Origin of the sequence: Pelomonas sp. KK5 (genome assembly GCF_001984095.1) — a bacterium.
GTDB lineage: Bacteria > Pseudomonadota > Gammaproteobacteria > Burkholderiales > Burkholderiaceae_C > KK5.
The window spans coordinates 1-16,461 of sequence record NZ_LYVQ01000035.1; the positions used below are offsets into that span (position 1 = coordinate 1).

At 69.2% G+C, this 16,461-nt stretch carries 15 protein-coding genes; 6 read left to right on the forward strand and 9 right to left on the reverse strand.

The window, feature by feature from the left end:
- From B0W88_RS07500 to mfd, 3 genes are all read right to left on the reverse strand, one after another.
- On the reverse strand, nt 1-1,856 hold a 1,856-nt coding region (locus B0W88_RS07500; protein WP_158080821.1), incomplete at its 3' end, for a bifunctional diguanylate cyclase/phosphodiesterase.
- Nucleotides 1,857-1,901: 45 nt separating this feature from the next.
- Nucleotides 1,902-2,597, reverse strand: coding sequence for a phosphoserine phosphatase SerB (gene serB / locus B0W88_RS07505; RefSeq protein WP_077034042.1), 696 nt, complete (start codon nt 2,595-2,597; stop codon nt 1,902-1,904).
- Between the two features lie 8 nt (nt 2,598-2,605).
- On the reverse strand, nt 2,606-6,070 hold the full coding sequence (gene mfd, locus B0W88_RS07510) for a transcription-repair coupling factor (RefSeq protein WP_077034069.1): 3,465 nt from the start codon (nt 6,068-6,070) through the stop codon (nt 2,606-2,608).
- A gap of 90 nt (nt 6,071-6,160) precedes the next feature.
- Here mfd and B0W88_RS07515 point away from each other — a divergent pair, with 90 nt between their 5' ends.
- On the forward strand, nt 6,161-6,832 hold the full coding sequence (locus B0W88_RS07515; RefSeq protein ID WP_144006660.1) for a DJ-1/PfpI family protein: 672 nt from the start codon (nt 6,161-6,163) through the stop codon (nt 6,830-6,832).
- On the opposite strand, the gene B0W88_RS07520 is transcribed toward B0W88_RS07515, so the two are convergent.
- From B0W88_RS07520 to B0W88_RS07530, 3 genes are read right to left on the reverse strand one after another with little or no spacing between them, the layout of a single operon-like run.
- Entirely contained in the window at nt 6,808-7,845 is a 1,038-nt protein-coding gene (locus tag B0W88_RS07520) for an RNA methyltransferase (protein ID WP_077034044.1), read from the reverse strand. The two genes, B0W88_RS07515 and B0W88_RS07520, sit on opposite strands and share 25 nt — an antisense overlap.
- Nucleotides 7,832-8,146 carry a type II toxin-antitoxin system RelE/ParE family toxin gene (locus B0W88_RS07525; RefSeq protein WP_077034045.1) on the reverse strand — a complete coding sequence of 105 codons (315 nt, stop codon included), beginning with the start codon at nt 8,144-8,146 and terminating at the stop codon, nt 7,832-7,834. The genes B0W88_RS07520 and B0W88_RS07525 overlap by 14 nt, the downstream gene beginning before the upstream one ends.
- Entirely contained in the window at nt 8,143-8,418 is a 276-nt protein-coding gene (locus B0W88_RS07530) for a YlcI/YnfO family protein (protein WP_077034046.1), read from the reverse strand. The genes B0W88_RS07525 and B0W88_RS07530 overlap by 4 nt, the downstream gene beginning before the upstream one ends.
- Nucleotides 8,419-8,466: 48 nt before the next feature.
- On the opposite strand from B0W88_RS07530, the gene ispD reads away from it, so the two are divergent.
- Together ispD and ispF are read left to right on the forward strand one after the other, a co-directional pair.
- Nucleotides 8,467-9,180 (forward strand): 2-C-methyl-D-erythritol 4-phosphate cytidylyltransferase, encoded by a 714-nt coding sequence (gene ispD / locus B0W88_RS07535; protein ID WP_077034047.1) that lies wholly within the window; start codon nt 8,467-8,469, stop codon nt 9,178-9,180.
- A complete protein-coding gene (ispF, locus tag B0W88_RS07540) occupies nt 9,177-9,677 on the forward strand; it encodes a 2-C-methyl-D-erythritol 2,4-cyclodiphosphate synthase (protein ID WP_077034048.1) in 501 nt (166 codons plus the stop codon). Before ispD ends, ispF begins: the two co-directional genes overlap by 4 nt.
- Here ispF and B0W88_RS07545 read toward each other — a convergent pair.
- Both B0W88_RS07545 and ompR read right to left on the reverse strand, forming a co-directional pair.
- On the reverse strand, nt 9,655-10,980 hold the full coding sequence (locus tag B0W88_RS07545; protein ID WP_077034049.1) for an ATP-binding protein: 1,326 nt from the start codon (nt 10,978-10,980) through the stop codon (nt 9,655-9,657). The genes ispF and B0W88_RS07545 overlap by 23 nt on opposite strands.
- 14 nt (nt 10,981-10,994) lie before the next feature.
- On the reverse strand, nt 10,995-11,744 hold the full coding sequence (ompR, locus tag B0W88_RS07550; protein ID WP_077034050.1) for a two-component system response regulator OmpR: 750 nt from the start codon (nt 11,742-11,744) through the stop codon (nt 10,995-10,997).
- 158 nt (nt 11,745-11,902) lie between these two features.
- Between ompR and B0W88_RS07555 the strand changes: the two genes are divergently transcribed.
- Nucleotides 11,903-12,502, forward strand: a complete 600-nt coding sequence (locus tag B0W88_RS07555; protein ID WP_077034051.1) for an ATP-dependent Clp protease proteolytic subunit — start codon at nt 11,903-11,905, stop codon at nt 12,500-12,502.
- Nucleotide 12,503: 1 nt separating this feature from the next.
- Here B0W88_RS07555 and B0W88_RS07560 read toward each other — a convergent pair whose 3' ends face one another.
- Nucleotides 12,504-13,268, reverse strand: a complete 765-nt coding sequence (locus tag B0W88_RS07560) for a 3-hydroxybutyrate dehydrogenase (protein WP_077034052.1) — start codon at nt 13,266-13,268, stop codon at nt 12,504-12,506.
- 57 nt (nt 13,269-13,325) lie between these two features.
- Between B0W88_RS07560 and B0W88_RS07565 the strand changes: the two genes are divergently transcribed.
- Nucleotides 13,326-14,201 (forward strand): alpha/beta fold hydrolase, encoded by an 876-nt coding sequence (locus tag B0W88_RS07565; RefSeq protein ID WP_077034053.1) that lies wholly within the window; start codon nt 13,326-13,328, stop codon nt 14,199-14,201.
- Entirely contained in the window at nt 14,198-16,435 is a 2,238-nt protein-coding gene (locus B0W88_RS07570) for a bifunctional (p)ppGpp synthetase/guanosine-3',5'-bis(diphosphate) 3'-pyrophosphohydrolase (protein ID WP_077034054.1), read from the forward strand. Before B0W88_RS07565 ends, B0W88_RS07570 begins: the two co-directional genes overlap by 4 nt.
- Nucleotides 16,436-16,461: the final 26 nt, after the last annotated feature.

A 16,461-nucleotide genomic window follows, 5' to 3' on the forward strand; every position in this document is an offset into this window, starting at 1 on the left:
GCGCCGCTCGCGGGCTCGTTGAGCAGCCAGCGCTCGAAGGCGGCGGCATCCATCGGCCGGGCCAGGCCGTAGCCCTGGGCGGCGGTGCAGCCGGCCTCCAGCAGGAAGCGGCGCTGGCCCTCGGTCTCCACGCCCTCGGCGACGGTGGACAGGCCCAGCGCCTGACCGATCGCGATGACGGCGGCGGCCAGCGCGCGGTCGTCGGCATCGGTCTCCAGCTCGCGCACGAAGCTGCGATCCAGCTTCAGCTCGCACACCGGCAGCCGCTTCAGGTAGGCGAGGCTGGAATAGCCGGTGCCGAAGTCGTCCACCGACAGCCGCACGCCCATCGCATCGAGCGCCTGCAGCTGCTGGTCGGCGCGGCGCGAGGGTTCGAGCATCAGGCTCTCGGTGATCTCCAGCGTCAGGTCTTGCGGCTGCAGGCCATGGCGGCGGCACAGCTGGGCGAGTTGGCCGGCGATGTCGTCCTGCCCGAAGCGCGGCGCCGAGGCGTTGACAGCCACATTGGGCACCGCCAGGCCGCGCTTGCGCCACTGCGCCAGCTGGGCGCAGGCGGTGTCCAGCACCCAGGCGTCGATGGCACCGATCAGCCCGCATTCCTCGGCCACCGGGATGAAGCGGTTGGGGCCGACCTCGCCGAGCTCGGGGTCGTTCCAGCGCAGCAGCGCCTCGACGCCCAGCAGGCGGCGCGGCCCGTCCTCCAGTGCCAGCTTGGGCTGGTAATGCAGTTGCAGGCGGCCGGCTTCCAGCGCCTGGCGCAGCAGGCTCTCGATGCGCATGCGCTCGTCCAGCGCCTGGTTCATCGTCGGCAGGAAATAACGGGTGCAGTGGCGGCCGGCCTGCTTGGCGGCATACATCGCGATGTCGGCGTTCTTCAGCACCACGTCCAGCACGCGGCCGTCGTCGGGGAAGCGGGCGATGCCGATGCTGGCCGTCACATGCAGCTCGTGCGGGTCGAGCAGCAGGGGCTCGGCGAGGGCCGCGTGCAGCTTGGCGGCGATGGCCATCGCGTCGGCCGCGGCGCAGCCGGGCAGCATCAGCACGAACTCGTCGCCGCCCAGCCGGGCCAGCGTGTCCACCTCGCGCAGCTGGCGGCCCAGGCGCTCGGCGGCGACCTTCAGCACGGTGTCGCCGGCGGCGTGACCGAGGGTGTCGTTGATGGTCTTGAAGCGGTCGATGTCCAGCAGCAGCAGGGCGCCGGGCATGCCCAGCCGGATCGCCATCTGCAGCGCCTGGTGGGCGCGGTCGTTGAACAGGCTGCGGTTGGCCAGGCCGGTGAGGCTGTCGTAATAGGCCAGGCGTTCGATCTGGCGCTGGTGCTTGTCGTGGCGCAGCGCCACCATGCACAGGTGCACGCAGGCCTCGACCATGTGGCGGTGGATGTCGGCCACCGGGCGCTTCTCGCGGTAGTACAGCGCGAAGGTGGCGCCCACGCTGCCGTCGGCCATGAAGATCGGGTTGGACCAGCAGGCCGCCAGGCCGAAGCCGCGGGCCAGCTCGCGGTAGTCGTCCCACAGCGGGTCGGCCTCGATGTCGCTGACCTGCACCGGCTGGCGCCGCCAGGCGGCGGTGCCGCAGGAGCCGGCGCGCGGGCCGATCGGCTGGCCGTCGATCGCATGGCTGAAGCCGTCAGGCATGCTGGGCGCCGCCAGCGGATGCACCAGGCCCTCGGCATCGACGCTCAGTACCGTGCAGATCACCCCGGGCGCCAGGGCCTCGACCCGCTGGCACAGCAGCCGCATTGTTTCGGGCAGGGCCATGTCCAGCGCCACGGCTTCCAGCACTTCGCGCTGAAGGGCGGTGATGGCGCGCGCTTCGTCGGTGGTCGGCGCGGCGGCAACGGTGGCGGCAGGCATGCCGGCATTCTGCATCGCAGGGCCGGGTGACGTCTGCTCCGTCGTTCAGGCCGTGAAGATTTCCAGCAGCCGGTCCAGCCCGCCTTCGTTGATCGCCACCATCGCCTGCTCGCGCACGCGGGGCTTGGCGTGGAAGGCCACCGAGAGGCCGGCGGCGCCCATCATCGGCAGGTCGTTGGCGCCATCGCCGACGGCGATGCATTGTGCGGGCAGCGCACCGACCTCGGCGGCGCATTGCAGCAGCATGCGGCGCTTCTCCTCGCCGTCGCAGATCTCGCCCCAGGGCTGCATGACGAGGCCGCCGGTGAGCGCGCCGTCGGCGATCTCCAGCTCGTTGCTGCGCACATGGTCCATGCCCAGTTCGGCGGCCACGTAGCGGGTGAAGAAGGTGAAGCCGCCGGAGACCAGCACCAGGGTCAGGCCGGCCGCCTTCAACGCGGCGCAGAGCTCGCGGGCGCCGGGGTTGAAGCGCAGCTTGTCGGCCAGCACCTCCTCGAGCGCCGCGACCGGCACCCCCTTCAGCAGTGCGAGACGGCGGCGCAGGCTGTCCTTGAAGTCGGTGATCTCGCCGCGCATCGCGGCCTCGGTGATGGCGGCGACTGCTTCCTTCTTGCCGGCCGCCGCGGCGATCTCGTCGATGCACTCGATATTGATCAGCGTGGAGTCCATGTCGAAGGCGGCCAGCTTGAAATCGGCCAGGCGCAGCGGCGGGGTCAGGTGTTGCGTGACGAGCGGGTTCATCGGTTCGATCAGTCTTGTTTGACGGGTTGGCCGAGCAGGCGCAGCACTTCGCGGATCGCCTGGGCGCGGTCCTTCGGGTCCTTCAGCGCCTTCTCGACCCGCAGCTTGTCGTTGCCGACCAGCTTGATGTTGCGGTTCTTCTGCACCAGCTCGATCACGCGCATCGCATCGATCGGCGGGTTGGGGCGGAAGTTGATGTTCATCACCGTCGGGCCGGCGTCGACCTTGGCCACGCCATAGGGCTTGGCCAGCACGCGCAGGCGATGGGTGTCGAACAGGGTCTGGCCCTGCGCGGGCAGCTTGCCGAAGCGGTCGGTGACCTCTTCCAGCATCGCGTCGATCTGCTCGCTCTTCTCGGCCGAGGCCAGGCGCTTGTACAGGCTCAGCCGGGTGTGGACGTCGCCGCAGTAGGCATCGGGCAGCAGGGCGGGGGCGTGCAGGTTGATCTCGGTGGTGGCGCCCAGCGGGGAGAGCAGGTCGGGCTCCTTGCCGGCCTTCAGCGAGCGCACGGCCTCCGAGAGCATGTCGTTGTAGAGCTGGAAGCCCACCTCCATCATGTTGCCGCTTTGGTGCTCGCCCAGCACCTCGCCGGCGCCGCGGATCTCGAGGTCGTGCATCGCCAGGTAGAAGCCGCTGCCCAGTTCCTCCATCGCCTGGATGGCTTCGAGCCGCTGCTGGGCCTGCTTGGTGAGGCCCTGCACGTCGGGCACCATCAGGTAGGCATAGGCCTGGTGGTGCGAGCGGCCGACCCGGCCGCGCAGCTGGTGCAGCTGGGCCAGGCCGAACTTGTCGGCGCGGCTGATGATGATGGTGTTGGCCGAAGGCACGTCGATGCCGGTCTCGATGATGGTCGAGCACAGCAGCACGTTGTGGCGGCCCTGCACGAACTCGCGCATCACCCGCTCCAGCTCGCGCTCGGGCATCTGCCCGTGGGCGATGACGATGCGCGCCTCGGGCAGCAGCTCGGCGAGCTTCTGGCGGCGGTTCTCGATCGTCTCGACCTCGTTGTGCAGGAAGTAGACCTGGCCGCCGCGCTTCAGCTCGCGCAGCGCCGCCTCGCGGATCGTGCCGCTGCTCTCGCTTCTGACAAAGGTCTTGATGGCAAGGCGCCGTTGCGGTGCAGTTGCAATAACGCTGAGATCACGCAGACCCTCCAGCGCCATGCCCAGCGTGCGCGGGATCGGCGTGGCGGTCAGCGTCAGCACGTCCACCTCGGCGCGCATCGCCTTCATCGCCTCCTTGTGGCGCACGCCGAAGCGGTGCTCCTCGTCGATCACCAGCAGGCCCAGGCGAGCGAACTTGACGTCGCCGGACAGCAGCTTGTGCGTGCCGATGACGATGTCGATCGTGCCGTCTTCCAGGCCCTGCATCGCGGCCTTGATCTCCTTGGCTGAGCGGAAGCGGCTCATCTCGGCCACCCGCACCGGCCACTTGCCGAAGCGGTCAGCGATGTTCTGGTAGTGCTGCTCGGCCAGCAGCGTGGTGGGCGCCAGCAGGGCGACCTGCTTGCCGCCCATCACCGCGACGAAGGCGGCGCGCAGCGCGACTTCCGTCTTGCCGAAGCCCACGTCCCCGCAGACCAGGCGGTCCATCGGCTTGGGCGAGATCATGTCCTGGATCACCGCGTGGATCGCGGCGCGCTGGTCCGGCGTCTCCTCGAAGCCGAAGCTGGCGGCGAAGGCCTCGTAGTCGTGGCCCGAATAGCGGAAGGCATGGCCCTCGCGGGCGGCTCTTCGTGCATAGAGATTCAGCAGCTCGGCGGCGGTGTCGCGCACCTGCTCGGCGGCCTTGCGCTTGGCCTTCTCCCACTGGCCGGAGCCGAGCTTGTGCAGCGGCGCCTCGTCCGGCGAGACGCCGGTGTAGCGGCTGATCAGGTGCAGCTGGGCGACCGGGACGTACAGCGTCGCCTTGTCCGCGTACTCGAGGTGCAGGAACTCGCTCGGGCCGTCGCCCAGGTCGATGTTCAAGAGGCCCTGGTAGCGGCCGATGCCGTGGTTCACGTGCACCACCGGATCGCCGACCTTCAGCTCCGACAGGTCCTTGATCAGCGCATTGACGTCGCTGACCTGTTCCTGCTTGCGGCGCCGGCGGGTCGTCGGTGTCGTGGCGAACAGCTCGGTCTCGGTGAAGAGCTGGATCTCGCGGCCCGCCTCGGGCTCGCGCCAGAAGAAGCCGGCGGCCAGCGGCGCGGCGGTGATGGCGAACTTCTCGTCGCCCGCCTGGAATTCGGCCAGGTCGCTGACCGAGGGCGGATCGATCTTGTTGTCGCGCAGCAGTTCGAGCAGGCTCTCGCGCCGGCCTTCGCTTTCCGCCACGATCAGCACCCGGTGCGGCGTGCTCTTCAGGTGGGCGGCCAGACGGGCCAGCGGCTCCTGGGCGCCGCGCTCGACGCTCACGTCCGGCAGCGGCCGCGCATAGTCCACCGCCTCGCTGCCGCGCACCACCAGCACCGGATGCGGGTGCGTCAGCGCGAAGAAGTCCTCGCCCTTCAGGAAGATGTCCTCGGGCGGCAGGATCGGCCGCTCCGGGTCGTGCTGCAGGAAGCGATGGCGCTCGCGGGTGTCCGTCCAGAAGCGCTTCAGCGCCTCGTCCACCTCGCCGTGCAGGGCCAGCGCCGCGCCCTCGCCGAGGAACTCGAAGATCGTTGCCGTCTCCTCGAAGAAGACCGGCAGGAAGTACTCGATGCCGCCGGTGGCGATGCCGCTATCGATGTCCTTGTAGATGCGCGAGCGGGTCGGGTCGCCCTCCATCTTCTCGCGCCAGCGCGAGCGAAAAGCCTTGCGCGAGGCCTCGTCCATCGGGAACTCGCGGCCCGGCAGCAGGCGCACCTGCGGCACCGGATAGAGGCTGCGCTGGCTGTCGGGGTCGAAGGTGCGGATCGAGTCGACCTCGTCGCCGAACAGGTCCACGCGATAGGGCACCAGCGAGCCCATCGGGAACAGGTCGATCAGGCCGCCGCGCACCGCGTATTCGCCCGGTGACACCACCTGGCTCACATGGCTGTAGCCGCCCAGCGTCAGCTGCGCCTTCAGGCTCGCTTCGTCCAGGCGCTGCTTGTTCTTGAAGTTGAAGGTCGTGGCGGCCAGGAACGAAGGCGGCGCCAGGCGCACCAGCGCGGTGGTGGCCGGCATCAGCACCACGTCGATCTCGCGCTGCTCGGCCGGCTTGCCGCGGCTCTGCAGCAGGCTCCACAGCGTGGCCAGGCGCTCGGAGATCAGGTCCTGGTGGGGCGAGAAGGTGTCGTAGGGCAGGGTCTCCCAGTCGGGGAAGACGGCCACGCGCAGCTGCGGCGCGAAGAACTTCAGTTCGTCCTCGAGCCGCTGCGTGTCGCCCGGTTCGGCGGTGACGATGGCGGTGATCCGGCCGGCCTGCAGGTTCTGCAGCGCGTAGCGCGCCAGCAGCAGGGCATCCGCTGAACCTGGGGGTTTGGGCTGGGAGAACTTCTTGCCGGGTTGAATGACGGGCAACTGCATCGGGTCCACAAATAAGTGCAGCCCCGGGGACGGGGCATGGCGCTGATTGTAGGGAGGCATGGCATGCTCCGTTTGACAGGAGACGGAGTCATGGCAATGCAGGTGGGCATCTATGTGTTCGACGAGGTCGAGGTGCTCGACTTCGCCGGGCCTTTCGAGGTCTTCTCGACGGCGGCGCGGCTGATCCAGCGCGATGGCGGCAATCCGCCCTTCGAGGTGGTGCTGATCTCGGCCGCCGCGCAGGCGGTGCGCGCGCGGGCCGGGCTGGCGGTACTGGCGCCGTACACGCTGGATGAGCATCCGCCGCTGGACGTGGCCATCATCCCGGGCGGCGTCATCGCGGCGGAGCTGGAGCGGCCCAAGGTGCTGGACTGGATCATGCGCCAGAGCCTCAACGTCAAGGTACTGGCCTCCGTCTGCACCGGCGCCTTCCTGCTGGAGAAGGCGGGCCTCTTGAACGAGCGCGAGGCGATCACCCACTGGGAGGACGTGGACGACCTGCGCCGCGTCTCGCACGAGTCCGGCTCGCTGGTGCGGGTGCTGGCGAACCAGCGCTGGGTGGAGGCCAAGCCGGCGGTGCATCACGGCGGCGTCTGCCGCTTGTTCACCTCGGCCGGCATTTCAGCGGGCATCGACCTGAGCCTGCACCTGGTGGCGGAACTCGCCACGCCGGAACTCGCGCGGCGCACCGCGCGGCAGATGGACTACGACTGGCGGGCCGCCAACGGCACGCTGGTTCAGTCGGCGACCGGCCTGCGCTGAACGATCCGGATCGGCTTCTCGGCGCGCGCCCGCAGCTGGCCACAGCCACCGTCCACGTCCTGCCCCGCCGAATCCCGCAGCTTGGTCAGCACGCCGCGCTGGTGCAGCGCGCGGGCGATGGCGCGGGCCTTGTCCCAGCTGGGGCGCCTGAAGTCCAGGTCGGGGATGGTGTTGTACGGGATCATGTTCAGCAGCGCGTACTTGCCCTTGAGCAGGCGCACGATGCCGTCCATCTCGTCCTCGCCGTCGTTGATGCCGTCCAGCAGCGTCCACTGGTACTGGATCGGATAGCCGGTGGCGCGGGCATAGATCTCGCCCTGCTCGACGAGTTCGTCCGGGCTGATGCGTGGCGCGCGGGGCAGCAGCCGCTCGCGCAGCTCGCGCTTGGTGGTGTGCAGCGAGAGCGCCAGCGCCGGCTTCACCGGCCCCAGCGGCAGCCGCTCGAACACGCGCGGGTCGCCGACGGTGGAGAACACCAGGCTCTTGTGGCCGATATTGCCCTGGGTGCCCAGCAACTCGATCGCTTCCAGCACATGCTCGAGGTTGTGGGCCGGCTCGCCCATGCCCATGAACACGACCTTCTTCACCGGCCGCAGCGTGCGGGCCAGCGCGACCTGGGCGACGATCTCGGCGCTGGTGACCTGCCGGATCAGGCCCTCGCGCCCGGTCATGCAGAACTGGCAGCCGACCGCGCAGCCGACCTGCGAGGACACGCACAGGCCCTCGCGCGGCAGCAGCACACTCTCGACGGCCTGGCCGTCGCTGAGTTCCACCAGCAGACGCGCGGAGCCGTCGGCGCCGGGGTGCTCGGACTTGAGGGTCGCCAGTGCGCTCAATTCCGCCGTTAGCGAAGGCAGCGCCTCGCGCAGTTGGAGCGGGAAGAAGTCGTCGTGCCAGCGACGCGAGCCGTCGACCAGCGGCCGGCCTTGCGCCCATTGGCGCAGGATGCGGCCTTCGTGGATGCTCAGGGCGCCGAGCGCGCGCAGGCGCTGGCGGAGTTCAGTGATAGTCATCTTCGCGTTGGTGGCGGATGGCGGAGACGAGGACGTGGTCTGCGGTCGCGATCTCGAACAGCGCCAGGTAGCCGCTGTGCCCGATCGGGATCACCAGCTCCCGCAGGAAGGTGCTTCCCTCGACCTTGCGGCAGGTGAAGGGGAATTTCTCCAGCAAGGTCAGGCTGGCCAGGATGTCGGCAATGACCTGTTCCGGGTAGTCCAGGTCGCCGTCGCGCTCCAGTTCGCGCGACAGCAGGTATTCATAGAGACGATCCAGGTCCGTCCTGGCCGAAGCGAGGACGGTGACACGATAGTTCATGCCTTGCGGCTGCGACGTGCAGCCTCCAGCTTCTCGCGCAGCCCCTCTACAACTTCATCGATGGTGTAGCCGCGTTCTTCCCCGGCCTTGTAGCGTGCCAGCGATTCCATGCCGCGCTTGACGAACTCCGCCTGCGTCTGCCGCCGCTGCACCGTTTCACGCAGCGCCTTCTCGACAAAGGCCGAGAGTGTTTCGCCCTCGCTCAGCATGCTCTCCAGCTGATCGCGGAACTCCGGCTCGACGCGGACGGCGGGAATCGTGGCTGTCTTCATCGCAAGCTCTCCTGTGATGCATTTGCGATGCATTGTAGACTTCGGGCCATGAGTTCACCCATCCCCGGCCTGCAGCCGCGCTGCTTCGCCCTGGTTCCCGCCGCCGGCATCGGCGCGCGATCCGGCGCCGATCGACCCAAGCAGTACGTGCCGATCGCCGGCCGGCCGATGATCCTGCACACGCTGGCAGCGCTGAGCCGGGTCGATCCGCTGGTGGCCACGCTGGTGGTGCTGGCGCCGCACGACACGCAGTTCGAGAACGCGGTGCCCGAGTTCCGCGGCGCCCGCGCCTGGATCGCGCGCTGCGGCGGCGAGACGCGCGCGGTCAGCGTGGCTAACGGATTACGTGAGCTGCAGGCCCACGGCGCCCAGCCGCACGACTGGGTGCTGGTGCACGACGCGGCGCGCTGCCTGGTGCAGCCGCGCTGGATCGAGAAGCTGATCGCCGCCTGCCGCGACGATGCGGTGGGCGGCCTGCTGGCCCTGCCGGTGGCCGACACGCTGAAGCAGGCCGGCCATGGCCGCGCCGTCGGCACCGTGGACCGCAGCGGCAAATGGGCCGCGCAGACGCCGCAGATGTTCCGCCTCGGCATGCTGCAGGACGCGCTGGCGCAGGCCGGCGACGAGGTCACCGACGAGGCCAGCGCCATCGAGGCGCTGGGCCACCAGCCGCTGCTGGTCGAGGCTGCGCTGGAGAACCTGAAGGTGACCTGGCCCTCCGATTTCTCCCTGGCGGAGCGCCTGCTCCGGAGCCGTACATGACTTCTTTTCCCTTCCGCATCGGCGAGGGCTGGGACACCCACCAGCTCGTCACCGGCCGGCCGCTGGTCCTGGGCGGCATCACGATCCCGCACACCCACGGCCTGCTGGGCCATTCCGATGCCGACGCGCTGGCCCATGCGATCACCGACGCGCTGCTGGGCGCCGCGGCGCTCGGAGATATCGGCAAGCTCTTCCCCGACACGGCGGCCGAGTTCAAGGGCGCCGATTCGATGGTGCTGCTGGCCGAGGCCTATCGCAAGGTGCGCGAGGCCGGCTGGCAGATCGGCAATATCGACACCACCATCGTCGCCCAGGCACCCAAGATGGCGCCGCACATCGTGGCGATGCGCACGCGGCTGGCCGAGGTGCTGGGCGTCGACGTCGGCCAGGTCAACGTGAAGGCCAAGACGGCCGAGAAGATGGGCCCGGTGGGCGAGGGCAGGGCGATCGAGGCGCGGGCGGTATGCCTGCTCGTCAGCTTGCCCGCTGCAGCCTGATCACGGTCAGCAGGCCGCCGCCTTCCGCATTGGCGATGTCCAGCTGGCCACCCAGGCGCTGGACCGATTTCTCGACGATCGCCAGCCCCAGGCCTGCGCCATTGGCGGCGGTCCGGGCGGCGTCGCCGCGGAAGAAGGGCGTGGTCAGCCGCACCAGCTTGTCCGGCGGTACGCCGGGGCCGTGGTCGCGCAGGCGCAGCTGCACCCAGGGGCCGCTGTGCGCCACGCTCACGTCCACCCGCGCCGGCTCCTCGTCCGAATGGCGCGCATAGCGGCGCGCGTTCTCGAATACGTTCAGCAGCACCCGGCCCAGCTCGGTCTCGTCCGCCCAGACCTTCAGGTCCAGCGGCACCTCGGAAAGGATGCGGATCTGCTGCGGGTCGCGGAAGCCCTGGGCCTCGCGCTCGACCAGCTCGGCCAGCGGCACCGGCTCGAGCTGCATGTCGCTGGGCCGCGCGTAGTCCATGAACTTGTTGATGATGCCGTCGAGCTGGTCGATGTCCTGGGCCATGAACTGGCGGGCCTGCTCGTCCTGCACGCTCATCTCCACCTCCAGCCGCAGGCGCGCCAGCGGCGTGCGCAGGTCGTGCGAGATGCCGGCCAGCATCACCGTGCGGTCCTCTTCCATCTTGGCCAGCTCGCGGGCCATGCGGTTGAAGCCCATGTTGACCTCGCGGATCTCGCTGGTGCGGGTGCGCTCGTCCAGGCGCGAGTCGTACTCGCCGTCGCGGATGCGGCCGGCGGCGATGCTCAGCTCACGTAACGGGTTATTGATGAGGCGTGCGATCCACGCCGAGCCGATTGCGGTGGTGGTCAGGGCGATCAGGATCCACCACCAGTTGCCGGCCCAGCTGATCTGCAGCGGCGCCGCGCTGGTCTGCAGCCAGTAGGCGTCGTGTTCGACGGTGAAGCGCACGAACAGGCCCACCTCGCCGTTGACGCCGCGGGCCACCACGGTGCCGGGCCCCAGGCGGTCGCCCAGCTCGGCGGCCAGGCGCTTGGCGAAGGGGTTGGTGTCGTAGGGCAGCCAGCGGTCGCTCGTTTCGGCCACCCGCACCTGCACCGTCTGGCTGCCGCCCAGCGAGCTGATCACCGCCACGCGGTTGATCGCATCGGTATTGGCCAGCGCCGCGCGGCTCAGGTTGACCAGGCCGGCGAGCTGCTGCGCCGATTCGAGCGCGCGCGGCTCCGCCTCCAGCGCCTTGAAGGTCTGCTGCCAGGCGAACACCGTGCCCGCCAGCAGCACCGCCAGCAGCGCGAAGGTACGCCAGAAGAGGTTGAGGGCCAGGTGCGGCCGGGACACGTCAGCCGCGCCCGTCAGGCTGTGGCTACTTCATCGGGGACGAAGACATAACCGACACCCCAGACGGTCTGGATGTAGCGCGGCTGGGCCGGGTCGGCTTCCAGCAGCTTGCGCAGGCGGGAGATCTGCACGTCCAGGCTGCGGTCGAAGGGCTCGAACTCGCGGCCGCGCGCCAGCTGGGCCAGCTTGTCGCGCGACAGCGGCTGGCGCGGGTGGCGCACCAGTGCCTTCAGCATCGAGAACTCGCCGGTGGTCAGCGGCAGTTGCTCCCCGTTCTTGGCCAGGCGGCGCAGCGCCAGGTCGAACTCGAAGGGACCGAAATTGACCGTCATCGGCTCCTTGGCCGGGGCGCCCGGAGCTTCCAGCGCCGGGCGGCGGCGCAGCACCGCGTTGATCCGGGCCAGCAGCTCGCGGGGGTTGAAGGGCTTGCTGAGGTAGTCGTCGGCGCCGACTTCCAGGCCGACGATGCGGTCCACTTCCTCGACCTTGGCGGTCAGCATGATGATCGGCGTGTTGTCGCTGGCGGCGCGCAGGCGGCGGCAGATGGTGAGGCCGTCCTCGCCCGGGAGCATCAGGTCCAGCACGATCAGGTCCACCGTCTCGCGGGTCAGCTGCCGGTTCAGCGACTTGCCGTCCTCGGCCAGCAGCACGTCGAACCCTTCCTGCGTCAGGTAGCGACGCAGGAGGTCGCGGATGCGGGCGTCGTCGTCGACGACAAGGATGCGGTTCGGTCGTGTCGAGCTGGTCGTGTTGCTGCTAGTCATAGCCAGTCCTGAATTTGTAACAGACACGATTGTGAAGGCGTTTTCCGGGAATTCCAGGCACAAAGCCCTGGCGTTACATCGTCGTAACAACCTCGTCACGAAGGAGGCTGCTTCGGGCTTGAGCAACAATCCGCCCGTTCACGCAAAGGAGACCCACGATGCAATTCCATCTCGGCAAGGACGAGGCAAACGACAAGCCCGCTGCAGCACCCGTCGAAAGGCTGGAAGACCAGCTGGCCTTCAAGTCCCGCTTCGTCATGGTGTTCGGCGAGATCAACGACACGCTGGCCCAGGCCGTGTGCCGCCGCCTGCTGGCGCTGGCCGCCGATTCCGACGCGCCGATCACGATGCTGATCTCCTCGCCCGGCGGCCACGTCGAATCGGGCGACGCGATCCACGACATGATCAATTTCGTGCGCGCCCCGGTCACGACGCTGGGCACCGGCTGGGTGGCCAGCGCCGGCGCCCACATCTTCCTGGCGCCGCCGAAGGAGCGCCGCCTGTGCCTGCCCAACACCCGCTTCATGATCCACCAGCCCGCGGGCGGCGCCGGCGGCCAGGCCACCGACATCGCCATCATGGCCCGCGAGATCCTGCGCACCCGCGAGCGCATCGCCAAGGTCATCGCCAAGCAGACCGGCAAGCCGCTGGACACGGTCACCGCCGACATGGAGCGCGACTTCTGGATGAGTGCCGATGAGGCGATCAGTTATGGGATCGTGTCGAAGGTGATCAGTTCGCAGAAGGAACTGGGCTGAATCACTGAGCTGTCCAGCCGCCGTCCAGGCTCCAGGCCTGGCCGCGGACGTTGGAGGCGGCGTCGGAGCAGAGGAAGACGGTAAGTTCGCCTAGCTGCTCCGGCGTCGTGAACTGCAGCGAGGGCTGTTTCTCGGCCAGCAGGCGGCGCTTGGCCTCGTCGTTCGAGACGTTCTCGGCCGCGGCTCGCGCATCCACCTGCTTCTGCACCAGCGGCGTCAGCACCCAGCCGGGGCAGATGGCGTTGACCGTCACCGGCGTGGTGGCCGTCTCCAGTGCCACCGCCTTGGTGAAGCCCACCAGGCCGTGCTTGGCCGCGACATAGGCCGACTTCTGCGCCGAGGCCACCAGGCCGTGCACCGAGGCCAGGTTGATGATGCGGCCCCAGCCGCGCTGCTTCATGCCGGGCAGGGCCAGGCGGGTCGTGTGGAAGGCTGACGTGAGGTTGATCGCGATGATCGCGTCCCATCGCTCGGTCGGAAACTCCTCCACCGCCGCTACGTGCTGGATGCCCGCGTTGTTCACCAGCACGTCGCAGCCTCCGAATTCGGCGTCCGCATAGGCCATCATCGCCTCGATCTCCGCGGGCCTGCTCATGTCCGCGCCGTGGTAGCCGGCCCGCACACCGAGGGCCTCGATCTGCGCCCGCGGCACCTCGCCGAAGCCGTTGAGCACGATGTTCATGCCCTGCCGCGCCAGGGCCAGCGCAATGCCCAGCCCGATGCCGCTGGTGGAGCCGGTGACGACTGCGGTTTTACCTTTCAACATGGAAGCCCTTTCGCGGTTGGTACGATCGATCGAACGATTATGCAAAGGGATCAAGAGATGGCCGCTGAACCGAGCTTGAAGCGCGTGCAATGCCTGGGTCCGGCGGGCCTGCATCAGCTGGCCTACTGGGAATGGACCGGGCCGGCGACGGATGCGCCGACGGTGGTCTGCGTCCACGGCCTGAGCCGCCAGGGGCGCGACTTCACGGCGCTCGCTAACGCCTTGTCCGAGCGGTACCGCGTGATCGCCCCGGACGTGGCCGGCCGCGGCCACTCCGACTGGCTGGCCAACCCGGCCGGCTACCAGGTGCCGGCCTACGTGGCCGACATGGTCACGCTGCTGGCGCGGCTGGATGTCGAGCAGGTCGACTGGGTCGGTACCTCGATGGGCGGCCTGATCGGCATGGGCGTGGCCTCGCTGCCGCACAGCCCGATCCGCCGGCTGGTGCTTAACGATGTCGGCCCGGCGATCCGCTTCGAGGCGATCCAGCGCATCGGCACCTACCTGGGCCAGCCGATCTCCTTCGATTCGGTGGAGCAGGGCGCCGACTACCTGTGGTCCATCTCCAGCAGCTTCGGCCCGCACACGAAAGAGGAGTGGGCGGCGCTGTCGGCGCCGATGTTCCGACCGAATGGAGACGGCAAGTTCCGCCTGCACTACGACCCGTCGATGGCCCTGCCGTTCAAGGCGGTGACGGCCGAGATGGCCGCCGCCGGCGAGGCCGCGCTGTGGAAGGCCTACGACGCGATCGCCTGCCCGACGCTGCTGCTGCGCGGCGCCCAGTCCGACCTGCTGAGCCGCGAGACGGCCGAGCAGATGACGCAGCGCGGCCCGCGCGCGCGGCTGCATGAATTCGCCGGCATCGGCCATGCGCCGACGCTGGTGCATGCGGACCAGATCGACGTGGTGCGGGAGTTTCTCGGCGGTTCATGAAGACGCAGACCCGATTGAACGACGCGGCCTCCGAACAGGCCGCACCCATCGTCGTCCTGATGGATGTCAGGGATGACGATCCGGTTTCCCCGGTCCAGCGTGCCCGCGCCTTTGCCGAACCGCTGCTGGCCGGCCAGCCGCTGGAAACCGGCGAGGACGCGCTGGCCCATGCCGACGGCGTGGCCGCGATCCTCGCCGGCATCGGTGCCGCGCCGGCGATGCAGGCCGCCAGCTACCTGGTCTACGCCGGCGACTACCTGAACAAGCCCGAGGAGATCGTCGCCAAGGCCTTCGGCGAGAGCTACGCCAGCCTGGTCACGCACACGCGCCGCCTGGTGCAGATCCAGCGTGCCGCGCGCGAGGCCCAGCATGTGGGCCAGGAGCAGCGCGCCCAGCAGACCGAGCGGGTGCGCAAGATGCTGCTGGCCTTCTCGCGCGACCTGCGTGTGGTGCTGCTGCGCCTGGCCTCGCGGCTGCAGACGCTGCGCTGGTTCGCCGCCAGCAAGACGGCCTGTCCGCAGGCGGTGGCGGCGGAGTCGCAGCAGGTCTTCGCGCCGCTGGCCAACCGGTTGGGCATCTGGCAGATCAAGTGGGAGCTGGAGGACCTGGCCTTCCGCTTCCTGCAGCCTGAAGCCTACAAGCAGATCGCCCGCGCGCTCGACGAGAAGCGGGCCGAGCGCGAGCAGCGCGTCGAAGCGGCCCGCGCCGCGCTGCAGGCCGAGCTGCAGGCCCATGGCATCGACGCACAGGTGCAGGGGCGGCCCAAGCATCTCTACAGCATCTACAAGAAGATGCAGGGCAAGGCGCTGAGCCTGGAGCGGGTGTTCGACCTGCGGGCCTTCCGCGTCATCGTGGCCGACGTGACGGCCTGCTATGCCGCGCTCAGCTTCCTGCACGAGCGCCACCAGCCGGTGCCCGACGAGTTCGACGACTACATCGCCCGCCCCAAGCCCAACGGCTACCAGTCGCTGCATACGGTGGTGCTGGGCGCCGATGGCCGGCCGATGGAAGTCCAGATCCGCACCCGCGAGATGCACGAGCATGCCGAGCACGGCGTGGCCGCGCACTGGGCCTACAAGGAGGCGGGCGTGCGCGGCTATGGCGGCGTGGTCGCCAGCGACGACCAGGTGGCGCAGGCACGCAAGGCGGTGCTGCGCCAGCTGCTGGCCTGGGAGCGGGATTTCAGCGAGGGTGGAGAGTCGCCCGAGCAGGCGATCTACGACGACCGCATCTACGTCTTCACGCCGCAAGCCACCATCGTGGAGCTGACGGCCGGCGCCACGCCGATCGACTTCGCCTATGCGGTCCACACCGATCTCGGCCACCGCTGCCGCGGCGCCAAGGTCGACGGCCACATGGTGCCGCTGAACACCCGGCTGGCCAGCGGGCAGACGGTGGAGGTCGTCGCGGCCAAGGAGGGCGGGCCCTCGCTGGACTGGCTCAATGCCGAGCTCGGCTACCTGCAGAGCCAGCGCTCGCGCGCCAAGGTGCGCGCCTGGTTCAACAGCCTGCAACTGGCTCAGACGGTGGCCAAGGGCCGCGAGCTGGTCGAGAAGCTGCTGCAGCGCGAGGGGCGCACGGCCATCAAGCTCGAGGACCTGGCCGCGCGGCTGGGCTTCAAGGGGGCGGATGCGCTGTTCGAGGTGGTCGGCAAGGACGAGTTCTCGCTGCGCAATATCGAGCTGCTGCTGCGCCCGCCCGAGCCCGAGCCGGACGAAGACGAATGGCTGGTGCAGAAGCGCCGCAGTTCCAGCCCCGCTGCCGGCGCGCCCAAGGGTGGCGTGCTGGTGGTGGGCGTCGATTCGCTGCTGACGAGCCTGTCGCACTGCTGCCGCCCGGCACCGCCCGACGAGATCGGCGGCTATGTCACGCGCGGCAAGGGCGTGGCCATTCATCGCAGCGCCTGCACCAACTTCCGCCAGATGGCGCAGCGCACGCCGGAGCGGGTGATCGCGGTGGCCTGGGGCGGCAGCGGCGGTGGCGCTGTCTATCCGGTGGACGTGGTGATCGAGTCCAGCAACCGGCCGGGCTTGCTGCGCGACGTGCTGGAAGTGCTGGCCAAGGAGAAGTTCCATGTCAGCGCGGTCAACACGCAGGCGGCGCGCGGCCGCGGGCCTAACGGCGATTCCACGCTGACCCAGCTGACCGTCGAGGTGGCCGACTCGGCTCGTCTGGCGCAGGTGCTGCGCAGCGTCGCGCAGGTGAGCGGCGTGAAGTCGGCGCGGCGCAAGTAAATGAAGCCCTCATGGGGAGAATTTGC